Here is a 21600-nt window from a genome sequence, read left to right as displayed (position 1 = left end):
TGAGGCGATAGTAGCCCCAGCCTCAGTTATCTAGCCAGCCCAAAAACTGCCAATACTGATACAGCCAAGGCGACTGCCACGGTGAAGAGAGCGCTGTCGATACCGAGAAAACACTTAATGCAAGCAAAGCGACAACGAGCCTTCGCATGCTTCGATTTGATGCCATCCGATCGAGTGCCGACGATGCAAGCACGAGCCAGATGGGGGCAAGCCATAACAGCCAACGAAAGCAGACACTGACGCCCCCGTAATTGCGATCGATCATCGGACGCAGCATGTAAAACGTAAAACAGACCACCGTCGCTAACACACTTGCCGCCGTGAAACTCAACCATCGATGTTCTTCACGCTTCCAAAGACTGACCATTCCGAGTGGAAACAACAGCCAAAATGGCGTGAGTGAGAAGATGCCGTGATGGCCGATGGTAGCGTGAAACAGGTAGATCGCTCGTGACGGCTCGCCACGATCGACCCCGCGACGGTTTCCGTCTTGCCAATAACTGCCGGGGTATTCGTACCAATCATCCCAGCGGCCCAGCCGCCACTGATCACCGTTTTGTATCAACGAAAAATGCCCCACCGGCGAAAATACTCGCCAGCGATCGGCTTCATCTGATTTCGCTATCTCAACGTTGTCGGTTGGACGAAGGGCGAAGTCTTCATTCAAAACTGTTCGAACTTGCTCACGCAAAATGAGGGATTTCGAAGGTTCAATATTCCGGACATCTTCGGTTATTTTCAACAATTTGATCTGACTTCCGTCACCCCGATGGGCATACGGCGGGCGCAGGCTCTGGTGAGCAATCCAGTTGGTGCCGAAGAAGGCAACCGCGACGAGTAAAATGCCTAGCAAGAATGGAATCACAGTACGCGAGCTAAGCAGCCAAAACAGGCCTGCCCAGAACACCGTCATCGAAAGCGCGGGTAACTCGTTAGCGGCAGCAAATGCGGCGGCGACTCCAGCGATAAAACAAAACCCAAATTTCGGCTTCGTCTGTTTCGCCGACCGAAGATCGTCACTTAATTTGAAATAAATGCCCATCACGAGTGCGATTGCCGCGGCGGCTGGCAAGTGATTATTGAGCGAAATCGAGAACGGCAAAACCATCGTGCCGAAACTTGCCGCTACCGCCCCAACGCTTCTGCTCCATTGGCTACGGCACACACGGTTAATCACTCCGATCGTCGCCCACAAAAACACAAACATCATGGGCAAATTGACGATTGCCAGCACCATACGAGGCACATAAGCGGGGTGGTCGGTCATCGACAATCCCGTGACCTGCCTGATCATGGCATACACACCGGCAACCATGGTCGGAAACAAAGGTGGTTTGCTGCTGTAGAAATGCAATTCTCCATCGTCGCCGAGATGCTGGACCTTATCGATCGTTTGCCAGGGATAACGATGCCGATGGATAGGATTGACGATGGAAATCTGACGATCGATCTCGTAGGTGCCGTCTTCCACGAGCGAAGCGACTGTACACCAACGACTTCGGTCATTCGCTGATAAGAAAGCGGTGTCACCCTCGTCGCTGCTGACGACTGCGATCCGCCCCGCTGTCAGCGCAAGCGCGGCCACGATGACTATCCAACCCATGCTGCGGCGATCTTCGCTTTTCGCATCGTCCAACATATTCATGTTTTTTCAGAACGCAAACGCGAATCAGTACGCTCAGAGATGCTGTAGCCCAGATGATCCTGGGAAGTTCGTGACACAAGCAGCTCAGCCAACAAACCAGCTAACAAAAACTGCGAACCGAGTAGCATTGCCAAAATGCAGTAGTAAAAGATAGCCGTTTCGTGCAGATGCAAAATTGGCATCGAGTCGATCAGTCGAGTCAGACACCACATCGTGGAAAGATAAACGATCCCCAAACCGCCCAACCCAAAACAAACCATCCCGCCAGTTCCAATCAAGTGAAATGGACGCCCTGAGTACCCCGTGATCAGGTAGACCGATAACAGATCCAGAAAACCTTTCAGTAAACGTGACAGTCCATACTTGGAATGGCCAAACTTTCGGGCATGGTGTTTGACTTCAATCTCGCCTATTCGCCAACCTTTCGAGGCAGCCAACACTGGGACAAAGCGGTGTCGCTCGCCATATAGGTGGACGTCGTCAAACACTTCTCGGCGGTAAGCTTTAAATCCGCAATTGTGATCGTGCAAATGAACGCCAGTCAGACGACTCACCAAGAAATTGAACGCACGACTTGGCAATATTTTGTGCCATGGATCGTGGCGAACTCGCTTCCATCCACTGACCACATCTTTTCCATCACGATCGCTCGCTTGGCCAAGCGCGGTCAAGAACCGAGGGATTTCCTGGGGATCGTCCTGCAGGTCAGCGTCCATCGTGATGATCAATTCACCAGAGCTAGCGCGAATGCCGGCTTCTAAAGCTGCCGCTTTTCCAAAATTTCGTCGCAACCGTAGTCCGACCACCTGAGATGTTTCGGTACTGAGTCGCTCGATAACGTTCCATGATTCATCGGAAGAACCGTCGTCAACGAAGACGATTTTGAAATTTATGCTATTCGCTTCGCAAACACTTTTTATCTGAGAGGCAAGTTCGCCTACTGATTCCTGCTCGTTAAACGTAGGGATCACGAAAACAACGTCAGCGAAGATTTGACACAAATTCGCTTGAGCTTTGGGTGAACCAGTCCAAGCTTCGCTTTTGGTTGATGACGTTTTCACACGAACTCAAAAAAGAGGACTCGGTCGGGATAATGCACTCACAACCTAGCAACACGCGGCCAGGAAACTGCCAAAGCATTATGAACCAACCAACGTGACTTATCACCCGACCCTTGAAAACTCTGGTAAGCAATCTGGTGAAAACCAGAGGCGCAGGATCGAAAGTGGGATTAATCCGCTTTTGCGGATAGTGCTTGTACCACATCGAGATGCATTTGCGCTCGTTCCGGATCTCGATCTTTGAGCAGCGTGTACATCTCTTCGTGCGCCAAGCTGAACCCAGGGTCAATTACCAGAGCACGCTCAAGTGACTCGACGGCTCGTTCAATTTCACCTGAGTTGCGTAGACAAAGAGCGAGCATCACATGATCGGTTACATTTCGCCGTTCCACGGTCAGTTGCCGATAGTATTCCATCGCCTCGGCATTTTTTCCCTCACTAAAAAGTGATGACGCCAAGACAACGATGGCATCGCACCGTGTTGATGCTCCCGGCTGCGTGTTTTTTAGAACACGCTTGGATAAATCGATTGCGTATTGGATGTTTCCAACATTGGCCGCGTAGTTTGCCATCGTAGCGTCGACTACGGGATCACGTTCCTCACCTTCCAAATACTTCAACATTGTCTGCACGGACGCGGCAAGTTGATCGGATGAGAGTTCTGATTCAGGCTTTTTGCTCAAGGCAGCTTGAACTGCGATTGCCTGGCGGCGATCGATTTCCTGTTCCGAAAGTTGGTCGTACCCCAATACGGATTCCACCAAAAGAACTTCTGATGTTGGATCTTCCGGCGCTCCGGGAATTCGAATTCGATGATCGTGCAATGCTGCATGCGAAACATTCGTGGGACGCTTAGGCATATGGCACTGCGCGCAATCGTTGTCGGCTCGTATATGACGAACCTCCATCGTCAGCCCACAATCATTATCGCCATGGCACGTCAGACAGACCGAGCGATAAAAGGCCACTCTTTCTGTCTTGGGATGCTGATGGTGGGGATCATGGCACGTAATGCAAGTCATCATCCCCGACGCTGTGTAGCATTTGCTTTCGTGCATCTGCTCAACATGTCCGACAATTTTTGATTCTTTGTTTCCCTCAAACTGAAAATCCGTTCGGTTCTCCTCCAACAACTGCCCGGGGCGGAAGTCCCAAACGGTTTGGCCAGTTGCTGGAACCAAGGCAAATCCCTGCAGATGACACTGTTGGCAGATAGCCTCCAGTGCAGATTGCGGAAGTTTGCCTGGATGAACAATCAAGTGCTCGGAAGGGTGATCTCCGTTCTCGACGTTTGAAACATTTTCGTAGAGCTCGACGTGATCTCGCCCTGGGCCATGGCATCGTTCGCAACCAATTTGTTGTTCGACGATTTCAACCTTTGCGGAATTATCTTCAGAGGTCTTGATCATTCCGACATGGCAAAACAAACAACTCCCTTCGACTTGTCGAGTGAACGAAGCTTGCGAACCGTGATCGTAGCCAGGTGACATTCCCCAACCTTCGCCGCCCGCATACCAAGTGATGGGCGATTCCACTAAAAATCCGTCTTCGACACAGAGGTAGGTATGCGCGTGGGTTCCCGATCCAACGGTAAAGTTGATGGCTCGGTCAACTTTAGAAACGGGTTTTCCTTCGTTGCCTAAGATAACCTCGCGATGAACCAGTTCGTCATCCTTCGACCATGATTCGTAGACACGGTTGGAAGGTTCGTGAAACAATTTTCCGTTTGCTGGTTCACTGACTGCACTCGTGGTTCTGAATGACTTTGCGTGCGTCGTCGTCTGGTAAGAAGCGTATTGATCGGGGTGGCAATCTTTGCACGATTGCATGCCGACGTAATCAGCGAACGATCCCTGCAAAGCAGACTTCCCATCGTCGCCGTTGGATTCCGACGCAATAATTCCTGGCGGTTGTGGGTTAGAAGTCAGTCGAGCCTGCCAACGGGTCAGGTCGGATGGTGGCTGCTCCGCAAAAAAAGATCGCCAAAGCAACAAGGCTGCAAGTAACGCAAAAACTGACAGGCCTACAACAAAGTGCCAACGCACCAACAACGTTGTTCGATCACGCCTAGCACCTGGAACGCCGATCCCTTCTTCACGCGTCGGCTCAAGACTGGACGAAGATGCAGCCCTGCGTTTCTTCGTTCGTTTACTAGAAGCCATAGCAGCGGTTATTCAAGAAAGAGACACAAGCGGTCGGCAGAGTATCAACTCAGTATAAACCGAAAAGTCTCATTCCAATTAATCTCAGCGCTTGCCCGATCGGCAGCAGCGTGATGGTAACACTTGGATTTCTAAAACCTGTTAGTGAATATCAATTAACTCAACGAGGAAATGAAGTTGAGCACCGCCTGGTATGACTGGAGGCATTCCGCGAGGTCCATAACCTAGACTCGAAGGGATCTGCAATTCGATCATTCCACCCTTTCCAACGAGCTGCATTCCTTCTGTCCAACCGGGAATCACACCATTGAGAGGGAACGCAATCGTTTCGCCGCGACGGTAAGAACTGTCGAAGATTGATTCGTCATCGAGCCAACCTTTGTAATGCACCTCGACGCGATCACTTTCCGAAGGGTTTTGATCGTCTCCTTCGCGAAGAATGCGATACATCAAACCCGATTCAGTGGTTTGGAAATCGCTTGATGCAGAATCATCGATTGCACCAGGGGAGGCAACTTCGAGATCATCGGCGGGACCATGATTGAGATCGGACATACTATTCTTGCTGGGTAAATGGGGGTGTGGCAGCACTGTTGAATGGGCGCTGGTCAATAAACAGACTGTTCAGTTCAGTCCAAAAAAAAACCCCTTTGTCGGCTACGACAAAGGGGTCTTTAAAAATCCGGCAATACCTACTTTCACGCTGGTGGGCACTATCATCGGCTCACAAAGCTTGACTTCTGTGTTCGGGATGGGAACAGGTAGAACCTTTGCGATATGGTCGCCGGAAAGACTTGCCAGCAGGTATTTCACCACTGGCAAGCCGTGTTGCTTGGTAATTGGTAGCACACAAGTCCGAAGACAGTGTGATGCGGTTACTGAATCTCAATCTTTTAGACGCGTCTTAATCTGAACTCGACAAGGAAACTCCAATAAAGGAGCTGTCAGAGTGCGGGATATCGACGGCCAAATCTTCGCCCGTTAGTACTGGTTAGCTTAACACGTTACCGTGCTTACACGTCCAGCCTATCAACCAAGTCGTCTTCTTGGGGGCTTTCGTCGCAATGACTTACAAAACCTAATCTCAGAGCGGGCTTCACGCTTAGATGCTTTCAGCGTTTATCCTTTCCGAAGTTAGCTATCCAGCCGTGCCGCTAGCGCGACAACTGGTACACCAGAGCTTCGTCCAACTAAATCCTCTCGTACTAAAGTTGAACCTCTTCAAGTTTTGAACGCCCACGGCAGATAGGGACCGACCTGTCTCACGACGGTCTGAACCCAGCTCACGTACCACTTTCATTGGCGAACAGCCAAACCCTTGGGAGCTTCTACACCCCCAGGATGTGATGAGCCGACATCGAGGTGCCAAACCGCATCGCCGCTGTGGACGCTCGGATGCGATAAGCCTGTTATCCCCGGAGTACCTTTTATCTGATGAGCGATAACCCTTCCATTCGGGATTACCGGATCACTAAGACCTACTTTCGTACCTGCTCGACTTATGGGTCTCGCAGTCAAGCACACTTATACCTTTACGCTCTACGCATGATTACCGACCATGCTGAGTGTACCATTGCACTCCTCCGTTACTCTTTGGGAGGAGACCGCCCCAGTCAAACTGCCCGACTGCCACTGTTCTTTGCCCCGATTCAGGGGATCAAAGTTAGAATTAAATCATGACCAGGCTGGTATTTCAACAACGACTCCTTCGACACTAGCGTGCCGATCTCAAAGTCTCCCAGCTATCCTACACAGAACATGACTCAACCCAATAGCAGCCTACAGTAAAGGTTCACGGGGTCTTTCCGTCTAACCGCGGGTATGTGGCATCTTCACCACAACTACAATTTCACCGGGTCGGTGGTTGAGACAGTGCTCAAATCGTTACGCCTTTCATGCAGGTCGGAACTTACCCGACAAGGAACTTCGCTACCTTAGGACCCTCATAGTTAGGGCCGCCGTTTATTGGGGCTTCGGTCGCCAGCTTCGCTTACGCTAACCGTCTTCCTTAACCTACCAACACCGGGCAGGCGTCAGTCTCTATACATCCACTTGCGTGTTAGCAGAGACCTGTGTTTTTGATAAACAGTCGTTAGAGCCGATTTTCTGTGGCCTCTCTCAGCGTAAACCAAAAGAGGCGCCCCTTATCGCGAACTTACGGGGCCATTTTGCAGAGTTCCTTAACCACCGTTCTCCCGAGCGCCTTAGAATTCTCATCTCGCCTACCTGTGTCAGTTTTAGTACGGTCAGTTGCTTAAACTAGTGGCTTTTCTTGGACGTCCTTCCAATGACTTCGAGAACTTAGATGCTCTCGAGCTATGCCTTGGCGGACAGGAGTATTTTAACCCTCCATGCCTCAGCGTTCGCTACGGACATTTCTAATCGTACCGCTCACTTTCTGGACGCCGTCCCCACATCGTATACACAACCGGCGAAGGAATATTGACCTTCTATCCATCCCCTACGCCCTTCGGCCTCGGGTAAGGTACCGGCTAACCCTGGGCGGAATTGCCTTCCCCAGGAAACCTTAGGCTTTCGGCGAACAGGATTCTCACCTGTTTTATCGTTACTCATTCCGGCATAATCACCCGATAGACCCGACACCACTCGTTACCGTATGGCTTGTATATGTCTATCGGCGCTCTCCTACCACTGTAGATAAATCTACAATCCGCTGCTTCGGTGTACCACTTACTCCCGTTCATTATCGGCGCAGAAATGCTCGACTGGTAAGCTGTTACGCACTTTTTAAATGGTGGCTGCTTCTAAGCCAACATCCCAGCTGTCACAGCATTTCAACTTCCTTAGTGACTAAGTGGTCCTTCGGGACCTTAGCAGGCGATCTGGGTTGTTTCCCTCTCGACCCTGGAGCTTATCCCCCAGGGACTGACTGCCGAGGTAGTTACACCGGTATTCGGAGTTTGGTTCGGTGGGGTACCCCGGGAAGGGCCCCCATCCGATTCAGTCTCTCTACCCCCGGTGCATAGTTAACTCGACGCTATCCCTCAAGATATTTCGGAGAGAACGAGCTATCTGCTGGTTTGATTACACTTTCAGTCCTCCCCACAAGTCATCCCCTCAGTTTTCAACCTAAGTGGGTTCGGTCCTCCACGCAGTTTAACCCGCGCTTCAACCTGCTCATGGGTAGATCACACAGCTTTCGCGTCTGCAGCATACGACGTATTCGCCCTATTAAGACTCGGTTTCCCTTGGGCTACGTTCCGTAAGAACTTAACCAAGCCGCATACCACAACTCGCCGGATCATTATGCAAAAGGCACGCCGTCACTCATTGGTACAAGTACCCATAGAGCTCCGACCGCTTGTAGGCACATGGTTTCAGGTTCACATTCCTCCCCTAGCAGGGGTTCTTCTCACCATTCACTCACGCTACTGGTACGCTATCGGTCATTAAGGAGTATTTAGCCTTACGGGATGGTCCCCGTAGATTCAGTCTGGGTTTCACGTGACCAGACCTACTCAGGTGCTCCTACCGTGTGAATAAACTTTCGCATACGGGATTGTCACCCTCTATGACGAAACTTTCCAGAATCTTCTGCTAGCCATTCACAATCAGATATTGGAGTCCTACAACCCCGCAGAGGAAACCTCCGCGGTTTGGGCTCTTCCGCTTTCGCTCGCCGCTACTAACGGAATCGATTTTTCTTTCTCTTCCTCTGGTTACTTAGATGTTTCAGTTCACCAGGTTGTTACTAACCGACCTATGTATTCAGTCGGCAGCAGTTGGGAACCCCGGGATCATTGCTTGTTTGTCAGCTCCCCCAGGCATTTCGCAGACTTCCACGCCCTTCATTCTCTTAATGCCAAGACATCCCCCATGTGCCCTTGGTAACTTGGCCGTCGAAATCCCGAACTCAGACAAAACAACTCACCTTGGAAAACCAAAGCCAGCCATTCAACCTGAATCATGAACTTCAATCAGTTAGTTACTAACGATATCACATTCGTTGCCAATCTCTTCAAAACCCAACAGCAAGCTGCAGGGAAGATCGCGATCGACAACTCGCACAGAATCCTTGATTCGAATTCAAATCACCAACAACCATCCACTTCACAAAACTCACCGAAGCAAACGAATCCACTCTGGCAAACAATGCGAAACAAACTTCGCTGGCGACGCTTCTAAAGAACTTGCAAGACACCTCTTCACAAACAAGCACACCACCGAAGCGATGACTCATCCGATCAGAGCTGCGTTGCTCTTTATTCAGATGCCAATTACCAAACAACCAAATTGTAAAATATCAGTTCTGAGCCGCCGAAGGTTATCCGGGAGGACTCAGGACGCCGCTCGTAAGCAGCCGAAGGCATCTCATTTGCTCTGACTGAGCGAGAGACACATTCGGTCACCTGCGTGACGTTTTTCCCAAGTGGGAGGCGAAGAATACAGTCGGCGTTCAAGGCCGTCAACCGAGTCTTCACAAGAAAGTCAAAAACTTTCTTAACCTCTTCTTGGGAGCCTCATGATTCCGAATTCGGAGATGAGACTTCCGGCCCCCGAGAAGTTATCGTGAATTCTTCACGTCGTTTTCTCGGGTCGCGAAACATTGCAAATTGGAGCGGCTTCCGCAAGAACCAATCGCGACATTTCCAAAAAGAAAAGCACCAAATGTTTGGTGCCTACTTTTTCGCTCGCACCATGCGACAGGTGCGAGACTTAAAGTGGAGGTAGACGGACTTGAACCGACGACATCCTGCTTGCAAAGCAGGCGCTCTCCCAACTGAGCTATACCCCCGAAGGTAAGGCGACAGGATACAGTTTTCAGGCAACAGGGAAAGACCTGTTTGCTGAAACCTCAGCCATGTTTCCTTTAATGGGCGTACCAGAACTCGAATCTGGGACCTCGTCGTTATCAGCGACGCGCTCTAACCAACTGAGCTATACGCCCCAACTTGATCTCCGCGAATGGGCGTTTGCCATCCTCGGCTCAAATCAGAGCGACGAATCTTACGAAAACTTGGTTCGCTGTAAAGGGAAGCCAAGCCACATTTTTCGCTTCGTCGCCAAAAAACCGTTGCCTTGGTACACCGATGTTAACGATCAGTGGACCGGGCGAAGATGACTTATCGGCAATTGATCGCGTTTTCTGCACCCCATAAAAATCGACATTTGCTTGGAAGGCAAGGTTCGCCACAATGAAACTCGCAAGCAAATCATGAATGGGCGAATTGTGAATTGGCAATCGATAACTGCCTTCCCTTTGCTCCCCACCTCACTTAATCACTGGACCCTGAAGCCTGATGACGGATCATTTGAATTCACAGTACGACGACACTTCACTGGCACCCGCCTCGCGTCGAGGCCGCTTTTCACGCAGTCTTTTGACGGCGATCGCTGTTGCAACACTCACCTATTCAACCGCCCACGCTGCCACACCGAGTGCGGAAACGGCCTTGAAATTAGAACCCGTCCAGGCCGACGTGGACTACGAAAAGGTTTCCAGTGCCGATGCAAAACGATGCGTGGTGCAAAACATCGACGAAAAAAACACGTCCGGTTGGGTTGTGGTTGGGCCGGATGGCTCGATGTTACGCCGTTTTGCTGACACCAACGGGGACAGCAAAATTGACCTTTGGAGTTACTACAAGTACGGCGTTGAGGTCTATCGCGACATCGACGAGGACTACGACAACAAAGCGGACCAGTACCGTTGGCTCGGTACCGGCGGCAGTCGTTGGGGACTCGATGATGACGAGGATGGTCGCATCGATCGCTGGAAACAGATCTCGGCCGAAGAGGTTTCCGCCGAGCTTGTTGCCTCCCTTCGGGACAGCGCCCCGGCTCGATTTGCCGCGATATTGATCGACGAATCGGAGATCAAATCGCTCGGATTGGGACGCACCAAGACGGGCCAACTCACAGCTAAATCAGGGCGGGCGGCCAAGGATTTTCGCGAACTCGCCAAGCGGCAAAAAGCGGTCGGGCCGAATGCAAAATGGGTTCAATTCGCCGCCTCAAAACCAGGTGTGGTGCCAGCGGGAACCGACGGATCGACCAAGGATGTATTGGTCTACGAAAATTCCGTCGCGATGTACGAACAGGACGAAAAGAGCGGTCAGTTGATGGTGGGAACGCTGATCCAAGTGGGCGATGCATGGCGTTTGGTCGAGCTGCCATCATTAAGTGCCGATGGCGAAGCGATTGCTCAAACCACGGGCAATTTCTTTACTCCCGGCGCCGTTCGCCCAGGCAATGCCGGCGATTCAGCGATGGGCGAACAAACCCAGCGATTGGTCTCGCAACTCGAAGCGATTGACCAAAAGTTTTCGACGACTGACCAAAAGGACGATATCGAAAAGCTTCACGCTCAGCGGTCCGATGTGATTGAAGCTCTGATCGCAGCAGCGCCCGACGAAACCGAGCGAGATACATGGGTTCGCCAGCTCGTCGACACGCTTTCGGTGGCAGTTCAAAGTGGGCAGTACCCCGATGGCGTCGGTCGCCTTCGCGGTATTGCTCGCAAGCAAGCCGGAGACAGCGAAATGCTGCAGGCTTACGCTGATTACGAAGCAATCAACGCTGAATACGTTGTTCGCCAAACGCCCGAAGCTGATTTCGCCAAGGTGCAAGAATGGTACCTCGACGCATTGAATGGGTTCGTTGATCGCTACCCGCGAACCCCCGAAGCCGCTCGCGCTTGGTTGCAAATGGCGCTCAGCAAGGAATTTGAGGACAAGGAAAGCGAAGCCCTCAATTACTACAAGAAGGTCGCAGCTAATTTCCGTGGTACCGACGCCGGCGAGAAGGCTTTAGGGGCAGTCCGCCGCCTCGAATCGGTAGGGCAACGAATCGAGCTCGAAGGCGACACGATGGATGGCAAAACGTTCAAATTGTCGGCTCTTCGCGGCAAACCGGTAGTGATTCACTACTGGGCCACATGGTGTGAACCATGCAAACAGGACATGAAATTGTTGCGGCGATTGCAGGCCAGCTACAAGCGGGCAGGACTGCAAATCGTTGGCGTCAACGTGGACGGTACACGCGAAACGGCATCAGAATTCCTTAAGGAATCGTCACTTCCTTGGGTGCAACTTTTCGAACCCGGTGGACTTGAGGACAGTGGTTTGGCCAAGTCGCTGGGGGTTCAAACGTTGCCAACGACGTTGCTAATCGACGCCGCCGGCAAAGTGGTACGCCACAACGTCCGAGCCGATGAATTGCCGAATGAAATCGACGAGATGCTCAAGAAGAAATAAGCACCGGGCTGGCGTGCGGCAATCCACTCGCGGTCGGCCAAGTCGTTGACCGCCACCAGTCCTGCTTGGCGAACTCTGCTCGGCGAACTTTGATTTGCGAACTCAGGTTTGCGAACTCAGGTTTGCGAACTCAGTTCGCCAGCACTGGTTCGCCAGCACTGGTCCGCCAGCACTGGTCTGCCAGCACTGGTCTGCCGCTTTCTTTCATCGTTCCGCTTCTATTTGATCCTTCCCTTCTATTCGATCCGCCCCTAGGGGCGGCTGAGGGATCAACCTCAGGCCGTGCACCCCGCTACTGGAAAAACCGGGTGTCTTGGCCAAGCGTTGCGGTTAGTTTGACCTCGCCAAGAAGCAACCAATGAGCTTCTTGAGTGCCCAGAGGAATCAAACAATGGCCAAGAACGAAAACCTTAAACGGAAACTCAAAGCGGCGGATCGTCGCCGTGCCCGTCGCCCCGATTCCACTCTAGCGTCGGCGGAAACAGGTGCCGATGTAAGCACCACGGCCGACGAGCCCGACGTTGCGGGGCTGTGCGTTAGTGAGATCTTAAGGCCTCGAGGGCGTCACGTTTTAGCGGATGTTAGCGTCATCGCTGCCCTGAAAGGCTGCCTTAGCGGATCCGTTCCCGACGCCGCTGATGCTGAGAACCTTTACGTGAATCTAAATAAGATCGCTAAGCGAGATGACGTCAGCAATGCCGCCTTCCGAGACGCCATTGGCAGCCTACTTAAGACGGCAACCTCACATCGCGACGAACGTGATGGCGGTGCCTTTGTCAGATTCCTGAACATACTATCCAGCTAAATCAGCAACCTCGAAGAAGGCCCCTCCTTCAGGGTGGCATCAACGGGCATGGCGACTAGACTCGGGCGGAACACTCTCTTCGATCGCTCGCGAAAGTCTTCACATGCCTTCTCATTTCCGCGGCAAGAAACTCGTCCCGAAACGCATTAAACCAAAACAGTCGCCCCTGCGTTTGGCCGGTTTCGAGAACCTTGAAAAGCGATGTTTATTAGCCGCTTCGCCATTTGGAACGAATGTTCTGCAGCCGTTGGACGTGTCGCGAGATGGCTCGGTTTCGGCCCTGGATGCCCTGCGAATCATTAACGCGTTGGCTCGATGAGAAGACGGTAAAGCGGACCCATCGGACAACGTGGGCAACTTTGTCGACGTCAACAACGATGGACTGGGGACGGCTTTGGATGCTCTGAGGGTGATCAATCGCCTGGGCAGCAACAGTCCCACGATCGCCGTTACCCTGCTGCAAGATTCATTGCCTCGGGGCAGCGCAACGACACAGCCCGGTCTTGAATTTGATTTAAAAACGAACCACTACGCCCTCGCGATTGACGTTTCAATTGGGGAATTGGGCGATGAGACCGTCAGCCTTCGCATCGGTGACGACTCGGCCACAACACATGACATCACTGATTGGATCGTGGACAACCATGTGACTTTTACGAGCGACCAAATCGATGAATTTTACGGTGAAGAATTGCCTGATGGAGATCATCCGATTCGCATCGCGATCTCAGGTCCTCACAGTGAACCGATCGAATTCACGCTAACGGTGGATCGCAGAGTTCCCGAACTGCTTGATGTTCTTCCCAAACGATCGGTGTTGGTGGGCGATTCCACGATCGCAGTGCAGGTGACGACGCCAGGCGAAGCATTGTTTCTTGATCTCGAGAGCATTTCGCTGGTCGATTCCTCGGATGCATCGCGAGTTTTTCGTCCTTCCCAGATTGAGCGTTCGTCGGTGGACCAAGGATTCATTGTCAACTTTGACCAGGCTATTCCGGCAGGGAACTTCGAACTGCGCGTCGACGAATCACGCATTGCAACTCCCGCCGGTAACGCCGTTGGCAATGAAATCCGCAGCATTCCGCTCAGTTTCCTGACCCCGACCGCGATTTGGACCAACACGGCGGGTGGCGATTGGGGCGATGCCGAGAATTGGCAATCCGGCGAAGTCCCTAGTGAAGATGATGTGGTTTTGATCGATGTTCCCGATGGGGTGATCGTCGAAGGTCCCATCGCAAACTTAGTAACGATTGAGCACCTAACGCTTCGCGGTGAATTGCGATCGAACAGTAATTTCCAAGCCAAGACGATTTCCGTCGACCGCGGAACACTGCGGATTTCCAACGGCTCGGCGGCCAGCGACGTGCTTTACACATCCCGCACCGGCGACGGTCGCATCGTGGTTGAAGATGGCTTGATGCGCATCGACAACGGGCTCGTCGAAGTACCGATCCAAGTTGGAAACGGTGGAACATTACTCGTTTCCGGTGGCGTTGAGCTCAACAGCACGATCGAAATCGCAGGCGAATCGGTGCAATCGCCCGCGACCGTCAGCTTTGGTGAATCGCAACAAGTCACCGGGCGAGGAATCTTTGAACTTGTCGGGGCTGATTCACGAAGCAGCCGCATTATTTCTCGTGGTCAGGGTTACGTTGACATCGCCGACACACTGACCGTTCGTGGAAGCCGGGGAAGCGTCGAGGCGGGCGTGGACAACCCGATCAACCTGCGAGCTCGACTGGTGGACGATGGTCGTGAGGCCGACGAAAGCGGTGAGCGGAGCATTGAAATATCGGGATTGGGCAGCGAAACCGGCTTGGTTGACCTTCGAATCGACACGCCCATTGGCCTCGTCCAGCTCGATTCGCATGCGAACACGACACTGGTGAATCGAGGCTCGGCCCCGATCGAGTTTCGAGACCGTGCGTTGCTAACCAACGTCAGCATTCAGTCGAGAGTGTTGGTCACCGATACACTCAGACTCCATGAAAATGCGACACTCAACAGCGTTTTAACAATCGAGGGAACGGACGAGAGCCTTGCGAGGATCAGCTTGGAAGGGAGCGTCAACCTTGATGGCGACGGTGAGATCGTATTTGCAGGATCAACCACTGATCCGTTGCAGCAACGTATCGACATGGTAGTCGGCAGCCAGAACCTCCCCCAAGAGGTAGCGATTGGCTCAGGAATCACAGTTCGCGGAAACGTGGGAACCTTCCTGGGCTCCCTCGGCGCCGACTTAGACTTCAGCGGGACGGTGGTCGGAGACGCGGACACTAGCATCGTTTTGCGCCACATCGCCACGAGGGAGGGCTTTCGCGTTAACTCGATCGATGGTGCGGTCACGATCGACGACCCATTGGACAACTTGAAGGTGTCGGGCATTGGCAATTCCGTGATCAGTGTCCTCGATGACCAACGTTGGAACGCGGCAGAACTGATGCTGGACATTCACGTCGAAGCGGGAGCGATTCTGGAGCTCTCCGGGAGCGCAACCGCAGGCAGCACAACGATCAGCGGTGATATCACGCTGCTTGGCGACGATACAGATCGCGCTCAGGTGCTACTGACAGGGACTGAGCCCGTTGTGGGGGATGGTGCCATCATTTTCGCAGGTGATACGACCAAGCCATTTGGCAATCTCTTCAAGGCAGACCTGAAGGGTGGGACACTCGATCCCAGGATTACCATTAGCGGCCGCAATGGACTCTTCGGCGGGGAAGCGACCTACGCTGGCTCAATCACGGTCACTGACGACGGCACGATAGCGATTGGCAAGCTATCAGGAGATGGCGATTCGATCACGATTGATTCACGCGATGGAACCGTTCTGGCTGGCGAACTCGAAAGCATCACCGTCAACGGCATCGAGAACAGCGACATTGTCATACACCCCTATGCCGATCTGGGGTTTCCAGGAGACGGCTTTGACCTTGATACACTGGGTTTCGATCGGCTGACTGACGTGACTCTGAACTTGCCTGTTCGAATGCTCGGAGGCGTTCTCCTCGTTGCTGAACGGATGGAGCTGAACTCCACCTTCACCATGATCGGTGATGAGGACACAGAAGTCCGCGGTGATTTGCAACCTGCGAACTCCAGAATTCAGTTCCAAAATATGGGCGACGACGACAAGGTGGTCGAACTGACGGGTAACGGGGCAATCTTGTTTGGCCCCTCCATCAACCGTTCGGACCTCGTTGACAGCGTGCACATCATCACGGGTGCGAATACGAGTTCGATAAGCGCCGGCCCCGACATCACGTTGGGTGGTCAAAGCGGGACGATCGGCCAAATCGTTCATGCGGGTCCACTTGCCAGCGAAGCCGGAGCGATCATTCACCTTCGCCACTACGTGACCAGCCCTGGGCGCATCGACCTCACACCGCAAGCCGGGCGGCTCTACCTGCACTCAGTTGATTCCGATTTGGATAGCGTCGTGATCGACGGGACCGAGGGTTCGGTGCTGTATACGAACGGCCTTGGCCTCAACAATCCGACGATTAACATCCCGTTGTTTGTGCAAAACCTTCCCAGCGAGAGCTTCCGGGTTGGCTTAGTGGTTGACGGTGATTTGCAGCTTAACTCAACGCTAACGCTGGTAGATCAAAGCACGTTTTTAGCGCTCACGGACGACGACCGTCCCTCTGACGAAAAGCTCTCTCACCTGCTGGGCACCGGCACCGTGGTTCTTGCTCAGTTCGACCCCAACCCTAACGACGACATCGCCGTTAGCGGGCACTCGATCAGTTCGGCCAATTCATTGACCATCGAAGCTGGCGTCACGATCAGAGCCGGTAAAGGGAGCATCAGCAGCGGCGATGTGCTCCGCATCCGCGGCATCATCATTGACCTGCATGGCCAATTGAATGTCGGGGATGTGGTCGACGAGTGAGCCAGTAGGTCAATGATCCAGTAGACCAGTAGGAACTACGCTTTGGGTTCTTTGCGAAGCTGAATCCACTCGCTGTGGAACGTGCCTTCCATGTCCGTTCGCTGATACGTGTGGGCACCGAAGTAGTCACGTTGAGCTTGCAACATGTTCGCGGGCAGACGTTCCATGCGGTAGCCATCGTAGTAGCACAAGGCGGTGCTGAACGCTGGCACGGGGATGCCCATGATCGAAGCGATGGCCACGACTTTGCGCCACTTTTCTTGGCTGTTTTCAACGGCGTCTTCAAAGAACTTGTCGAGCAACAGGTTTTCAAGGTTTGGATCCTTGTCGAAGGCTTCCTTGATCCGATCAAGAAACTGAGCACGAATGATGCAGCCTCCTCGCCACAGTAGCGCCGCCGCACCGTAATCGAGTCCCCAACCATGCTCGGCTGATGCGGCCTGCAACTGCACAAAGCCTTGAGCGTACGAAACAATCTTGGAGGCATACAACGCCTGACGAACGGCTTCAACGAGCTCTGCGCGGTCGCCAACGAGCGACTTGGCGATCGCTTGCATTTCTGGATTTGAAGATGCCGACGGGCCATTAAGCGTCTTCGAAGCGCGGGTACGGGCTTCTTTTTGAGCCGACAATCCGCGAGCGAACACGGCGGTGGTGACCAGGGTGCTAGGCACACCGAGATCAAGCGCAAGCTGGCTCATCCACTTGCCCGTTCCTTTGGCACCAGCAACATCCAAGATCTTATCGACCAAGTAACCATCGCCCCCTTGGTCATCTTTGACGCTGAAGATGTCCCGGCTGATTTCGATCAGATAACTCTGCAAATCACCACGATTCCAATCGTCAAATACATCGTAAAGTTCATCGTTGGTGAGCCCACCGAGCTCGTGAAGCAATTGATAGGCTTCGCAGATCAACTGCATATCGCCGTACTCGATGCCATTGTGAACCATCTTGACGTAGTTACCTGCTCCACCGCTGCCAAGCCATTCGCAGCAAGGAATGTCGTTATTCGGTCCGACTTTGGCAGCGATCGATTGAAACATTTCCTTGATGTGAGGCCATGCTTCTTTGCTTCCACCGGGCATCAGGCTTGGCCCCTTCAAGGCGCCCTCTTCACCGCCCGAAACGCCGCAACCGACGTACAGTAGTCCAGCGGCTTCGACCTGCTTGGTACGACGTTCGGTGTTTTGGTATTGCTCGTTACCGCCGTCGATGATGATGTCACCCGGCTCACAATAAGGCAGCAATTGCTCAATCAGGGCATCAACCGCAGGTCCGGCTTTGACCAACATCATCAATTTGCGAGGACGTTTGACGGCTTTGACGAATTCTTCGATCGAATGCGTGCCCACAAAGTTCTTACCTTTGGCCCGACCAGCCATCAGGTCGTCAACCTTGGACGTTGTGCGGTTGTAAACGGCGACTTTATAGCCACGGCTTTCCACGTTCAGGGCTAGGTTTTCACCCATCACAGCCAATCCAATCAGACCAAAATCGCAGTCGCCACTCATCAGAACGTTCCAAGGGTTGGAGTAAAATTGTCTTTGTTCAGCTCGAAGCCACTCGGCTTCGAAAGTTTTGCCATCGGCAGTGTATCGCCGCGAGCGGGTGGTAGGTGGCCCCGGTTGGCGGAGCTCGCTTCGCACTCTTTGGCGGCGATTCTAGACCAAGGTTGAGGTAGCGGGGAGGGCTTCAAATGGCGGGTTTCCCATGATTCCAGCCGTCACAGCCGTCACGACTGGTTTGGGCGGCCCCGCAAAGTCGATCCCAGACCTAATGATTTGACGATCGTGAGGTGTATTTGTTGATGAAAGCCTCGTTGGCGATTATCGTCAGGGGTGAATCTAGGGCTGTTTCCGGGGATGATTCCATCCTTCGCCCCTACCTTTCCCGACCCGTCACATCCAGACCAGTCATTCTCATGAATCAAATTCGTCGCTTTGCCTCGTTCACAGCTCTCGCTGCTTTGGCAATGTTTTCCTGCGTCCTGGTCCCCAACGGCTCCGCATTCGCTCAGGATGATGGCGGCGGCGATCAAGAGACGATTCTGATCGGTAATCCGATCGCGGGTATCGATGTCGATGCTGCGGGGGTGCTTAAAGTTAAGCAGTTTGATCCGCGTTTGGCCAAAGAACGCTTCAACGCAGCGCGGGCCGTCGAACGCCGTGGCGATGCTGATGTGATGCGAGCTAGCGGCATGCGAAAGATTTCGCTGAACCGTCTTGAAAAGGCAATTGCCAAGCAACTCGAAACGGGCAACATGCCCACTGAAGAAATGCAAGCTCTCGCCGGCCTGACGTCGGTTCAGTACGTGTTCTTCTATCCTGAATCCGGCGACATCGTCATCGCTGGTCCATCCGAAGGATTCTTTGCGGACCCCACCGATCGATTGATCGGCATGAAAAGCGGACGCCCTGTTGTTCTGCTCGAAGACTTGGTAACGGCGATGCGAGCGTACGCCCCCGGTGCGAATGCCACTTCGGTGATCAGTGTTTCGATCGATCCGACCGCGGAAGGCCTGCAACAAATGCAAAACTTCTTGGCTTCGGTTCGCGGCAATGTTCGACCTTCGGATGCCGAGCGACTCGCTGCAGGCCTAAAAGACAATCTTGGACTTCAAAAGGTGACCTTTCGCGGAGTCCCCGACACGACCCACTTCGCTCGTGTATTGGTGGAAGCCGATTATCGAATGAAGTTGATTGGTATCGGCCTAGAACGCTTGCCAATCAAAATGGCCAGCTATGTTGATCGAGCCAACCCAAACATGGTCAATTCCAATGCCATGGAACGTTGGTACTTCCAACCCAACTACGACGGTGTCGCAGTCAGCGAAGACGGACTCGCGATGAAAATTAAAGAGAGAGGCGTTCAATTGGTGGGAGCCAACGAACGAGTGGCGGCAGGCGGACAACGCATTAAGGGCGGCCGAGTGAACAAAGCTAGCCAAGCGTTCTGCCAAGATTTCACGGATAATTTCAACCTGATTGCCAGCCGAGTTCGCATCTACGGTGAACTTCGCCAACTCATCGACGTTGCAATTGCGGCTGCCTATATCCAGCAACAAGATTTTTACACCCAAGCCAACTGGGACGCTGGCGTGTTGATGGATGAATCCCAGCTTTCCGTCGAGCGATACACTGCACCCGAGCAAGTTGAAACCGCAGTCAATGCTGTCTGGCGAGGTAGCAAGCTGATGACGCCGTTGGGTGGTGGAGTGCAAATGCAACCCAAACTTGCCCTCAATAAAGATCGCCTGACGATCGACACCAAGGGTGAAACCGTGGCCACCAAAACCGCTAACGGCCCATCCGATCTAGCTGACGGCCAATGGTGGTGGGACTGAGCCCGGCTCAGTTGGCTGAGTTTAGTTTCTTGAACTGGGTCAATTGCGATCAGTTTCTTGAGCTCGGTTTCCCGAGCTTGGTTGGCCGAGACTTGCGGACTTGCTTAAGGCAAAGTATCGCCAGCAGGACCAAGCGTTTTGGGTCACGGTTTAACGCGTTGTGGGTTTACAGCGTTGTGGGTTTACAGCGAGATAGGACCTGCCGCGTTGAAGCTAGGCATCGTGCTCGTGCCTTGGCTGCTGCAATACTATTGGTCGGGGAAGATCGCCCCGAACCTATCGCGAGCTATCGGCGAAAGACGCCGAAATAGTTCATAGCCAACACGACGTTAGCGACGGCGAAGTACGAACAACGCATCGGTTAGGTCGTCGTCGAACTCCCGCGTCTTGTCGATGTCGTAGTCGAAATCGAAAACCTCAGCGATTTCCCAGACGTCCGAAATCTTGCGAAACAGACTTTTCACTTGAGGCACCGTGTAAACACGCAGCGAAAACTCGCTGGCGACTCGTTGCTTCTTGCCCGATCGCATCTTGGCGTTGATGGTCACCCGAAGCATCTCTTCTCGCTTACGCCGATTGAAGTCGATAACCTTCAAAACACCTTTGACATCCGTACCGCCGTGCGATGCGTACCAACGTTCGGTGCATTCGGGATCCGCATCATCGGGAATGATGTGAAAACCTAGGATGTACAGCCCACCTTCGCGAATGACTTCGCCCACGTTCTGAAGATGCTTGATTGCTGTTTTCTCATCCAGAAGATGGCGGAACGTATTAAAGGTGCAGAACGCGGCGTCAAACTTCTCGTCAAATTGCATCTGTGTCATGTCGCCATGCACGGTGGTAGCAGACAAATTGCCACGTTTGATGCGAGCGTCAAGATACTTCAGCATCGCAGGACTTAGATCAAGTCCCGTGACGTCGTAGCCCTTGCGAGCCATCGCTGCGACCAATCGGCCCGATCCGCAACCTGGTTCAAGCAATCGCTTGATGTCGCCATTGGCATACTTAGCAAACGCCTTTTCGAAAAACGCGACCTCTTCAGCGGTTTCATCGCGAAAGAGCATGTCGAAGTACTGCGGATAGTCGTACCAATCGCCAAGCTCTACTTGTTTGGATTTCTTTACCGATTTCCCCGTCGCTGACTTCTTAGCCGCCGTTTTGGTTGCTGCCGGTTTGGTAGCTGCTGCTTTCTTCACCAACGTTTTTTTGACCGGGGCCTTCTTGGCCAAGGGTTTCTTTGTTGCTGATTTCGAAGTGAGAGTCGCTTGCGTCATGCTAATTGATTGAAAAAAGGAGTAGAAACATTAGAGATGTCCTTTGATGCCCGAGAAGTGCGATTCTGTCTAGCCGATCAATGCACTCAATAACCATTTTGCGCTGAATGACGAAGCAGACACTCTGCACCGTCGCTTTGTACGCCGTTGCTCGATCAACGATTTTGCTCGATGAATAGGTAACGGGGACAA

11 protein-coding genes, 2 tRNA genes and 2 rRNA genes are annotated in these 21600 nt (G+C 52.9%); 5 read left to right on the top strand and 10 right to left on the bottom strand.

Translation table 11 applies throughout. From position 1 onward, the window contains the following. Positions 1 to 22 precede the first annotated feature (22 nt). The 8 genes from Pla22_RS09380 to Pla22_RS09345 form a co-directional block, all read right to left on the bottom strand. Positions 23 to 1645: a hypothetical protein gene (locus Pla22_RS09380; protein ID WP_242631900.1), complete on the bottom strand. Its 1623-nt coding sequence runs from the start codon at positions 1643 to 1645 to the stop codon at positions 23 to 25. Then, entirely contained in the window at positions 1642 to 2646 is a 1005-nt protein-coding gene (locus tag Pla22_RS09375; RefSeq protein ID WP_390620260.1) for a glycosyltransferase family 2 protein, read from the bottom strand. The genes Pla22_RS09380 and Pla22_RS09375 overlap by 4 nt, the downstream gene beginning before the upstream one ends. 230 nt (positions 2647 to 2876) lie before the next feature. Next, entirely contained in the window at positions 2877 to 4868 is a 1992-nt protein-coding gene (locus Pla22_RS09370; protein ID WP_146514376.1) for a multiheme c-type cytochrome, read from the bottom strand. Positions 4869 to 5009: 141 nt separating this feature from the next. Further along, a complete protein-coding gene (locus Pla22_RS09365; RefSeq protein WP_146514375.1) occupies positions 5010 to 5423 on the bottom strand; it encodes an FKBP-type peptidyl-prolyl cis-trans isomerase in 414 nt (137 codons plus the stop codon). Between the two features lie 125 nt (positions 5424 to 5548). Continuing rightward, a 5S ribosomal RNA gene (gene rrf / locus Pla22_RS09360) occupies positions 5549 to 5657 on the bottom strand. A gap of 173 nt (positions 5658 to 5830) precedes the next feature. Next, positions 5831 to 8727, bottom strand: a 23S ribosomal RNA gene (locus Pla22_RS09355). Between the two features lie 824 nt (positions 8728 to 9551). Next, positions 9552 to 9624: transfer RNA gene (locus Pla22_RS09350), tRNA-Ala, on the bottom strand. A 79-nt stretch (positions 9625 to 9703) separates the two neighbouring features. Beyond that, a tRNA-Ile gene (locus tag Pla22_RS09345) sits at positions 9704 to 9777 on the bottom strand. A gap of 352 nt (positions 9778 to 10129) precedes the next feature. Between Pla22_RS09345 and Pla22_RS09340 the strand changes: the two genes are divergently transcribed. The 4 genes from Pla22_RS09340 to Pla22_RS09325 all read left to right on the top strand — a co-directional run bounded on the left by Pla22_RS09340 (position 10130) and on the right by Pla22_RS09325 (position 16785). Then, a complete protein-coding gene (locus Pla22_RS09340; RefSeq protein ID WP_146514374.1) occupies positions 10130 to 12085 on the top strand; it encodes a TlpA disulfide reductase family protein in 1956 nt (651 codons plus the stop codon). Positions 12086 to 12476: 391 nt separating this feature from the next. Then, on the top strand, positions 12477 to 12890 hold the full coding sequence (locus tag Pla22_RS09335; protein WP_146514373.1) for a hypothetical protein: 414 nt from the start codon (positions 12477 to 12479) through the stop codon (positions 12888 to 12890). A gap of 103 nt (positions 12891 to 12993) precedes the next feature. Continuing rightward, positions 12994 to 13209, top strand: coding sequence for a dockerin type I domain-containing protein (locus Pla22_RS09330; RefSeq protein ID WP_146514372.1), 216 nt, complete (start codon positions 12994 to 12996; stop codon positions 13207 to 13209). A gap of 30 nt (positions 13210 to 13239) precedes the next feature. Beyond that, entirely contained in the window at positions 13240 to 16785 is a 3546-nt protein-coding gene (locus tag Pla22_RS09325; protein WP_146514371.1) for a hypothetical protein, read from the top strand. 35 nt (positions 16786 to 16820) lie between these two features. Here the strand turns inward: Pla22_RS09325 and gnd are convergent, their stop codons facing one another. Then, positions 16821 to 18299 (bottom strand): decarboxylating NADP(+)-dependent phosphogluconate dehydrogenase, encoded by a 1479-nt coding sequence (gnd, locus tag Pla22_RS09320; protein WP_146514370.1) that lies wholly within the window; start codon positions 18297 to 18299, stop codon positions 16821 to 16823. Positions 18300 to 18709: 410 nt separating this feature from the next. On the opposite strand from gnd, the gene Pla22_RS09315 reads away from it, so the two are divergent. After that, entirely contained in the window at positions 18710 to 20131 is a 1422-nt protein-coding gene (locus tag Pla22_RS09315) for a DUF1598 domain-containing protein (RefSeq protein ID WP_146514369.1), read from the top strand. A gap of 329 nt (positions 20132 to 20460) precedes the next feature. On the opposite strand, the gene Pla22_RS09310 is transcribed toward Pla22_RS09315, so the two are convergent. Next, entirely contained in the window at positions 20461 to 21363 is a 903-nt protein-coding gene (locus tag Pla22_RS09310; protein WP_242631899.1) for a class I SAM-dependent methyltransferase, read from the bottom strand. Between the last annotated feature and the right edge of the window lie 237 nt (positions 21364 to 21600).

This window comes from Rubripirellula amarantea (genome assembly GCF_007859865.1).
Taxonomy (GTDB): Bacteria; Planctomycetota; Planctomycetia; order Pirellulales; family Pirellulaceae; genus Rubripirellula; species Rubripirellula amarantea.
This window is presented reverse-complemented; position numbering and strand designations above follow the sequence as displayed.

Excerpts from the sequence above, each read along its gene's own strand:
- Pla22_RS09380 (WP_242631900.1), bottom strand. The coding sequence starts at position 1,645 with ATGAATATGTTGGACGATGCGAAAAGCGAAGATCGCCGCAGCATGGGT.
- Pla22_RS09370 (WP_146514376.1), bottom strand. The coding sequence starts at position 4,868 with ATGGCTTCTAGTAAACGAACGAAGAAACGCAGGGCTGCATCTTCGTCC.
- Pla22_RS09365 (WP_146514375.1), bottom strand. The coding sequence starts at position 5,423 with ATGTCCGATCTCAATCATGGTCCCGCCGATGATCTCGAAGTTGCCTCC.
- Pla22_RS09340 (WP_146514374.1), top strand. The coding sequence starts at position 10,130 with ATGACGGATCATTTGAATTCACAGTACGACGACACTTCACTGGCACCC.
- Pla22_RS09335 (WP_146514373.1), top strand. The coding sequence starts at position 12,477 with ATGGCCAAGAACGAAAACCTTAAACGGAAACTCAAAGCGGCGGATCGT.
- Pla22_RS09330 (WP_146514372.1), top strand. The coding sequence starts at position 12,994 with ATGCCTTCTCATTTCCGCGGCAAGAAACTCGTCCCGAAACGCATTAAA.
- gnd (WP_146514370.1), bottom strand. The coding sequence starts at position 18,299 with ATGAGTGGCGACTGCGATTTTGGTCTGATTGGATTGGCTGTGATGGGT.
- Pla22_RS09315 (WP_146514369.1), top strand. The coding sequence starts at position 18,710 with ATGAATCAAATTCGTCGCTTTGCCTCGTTCACAGCTCTCGCTGCTTTG.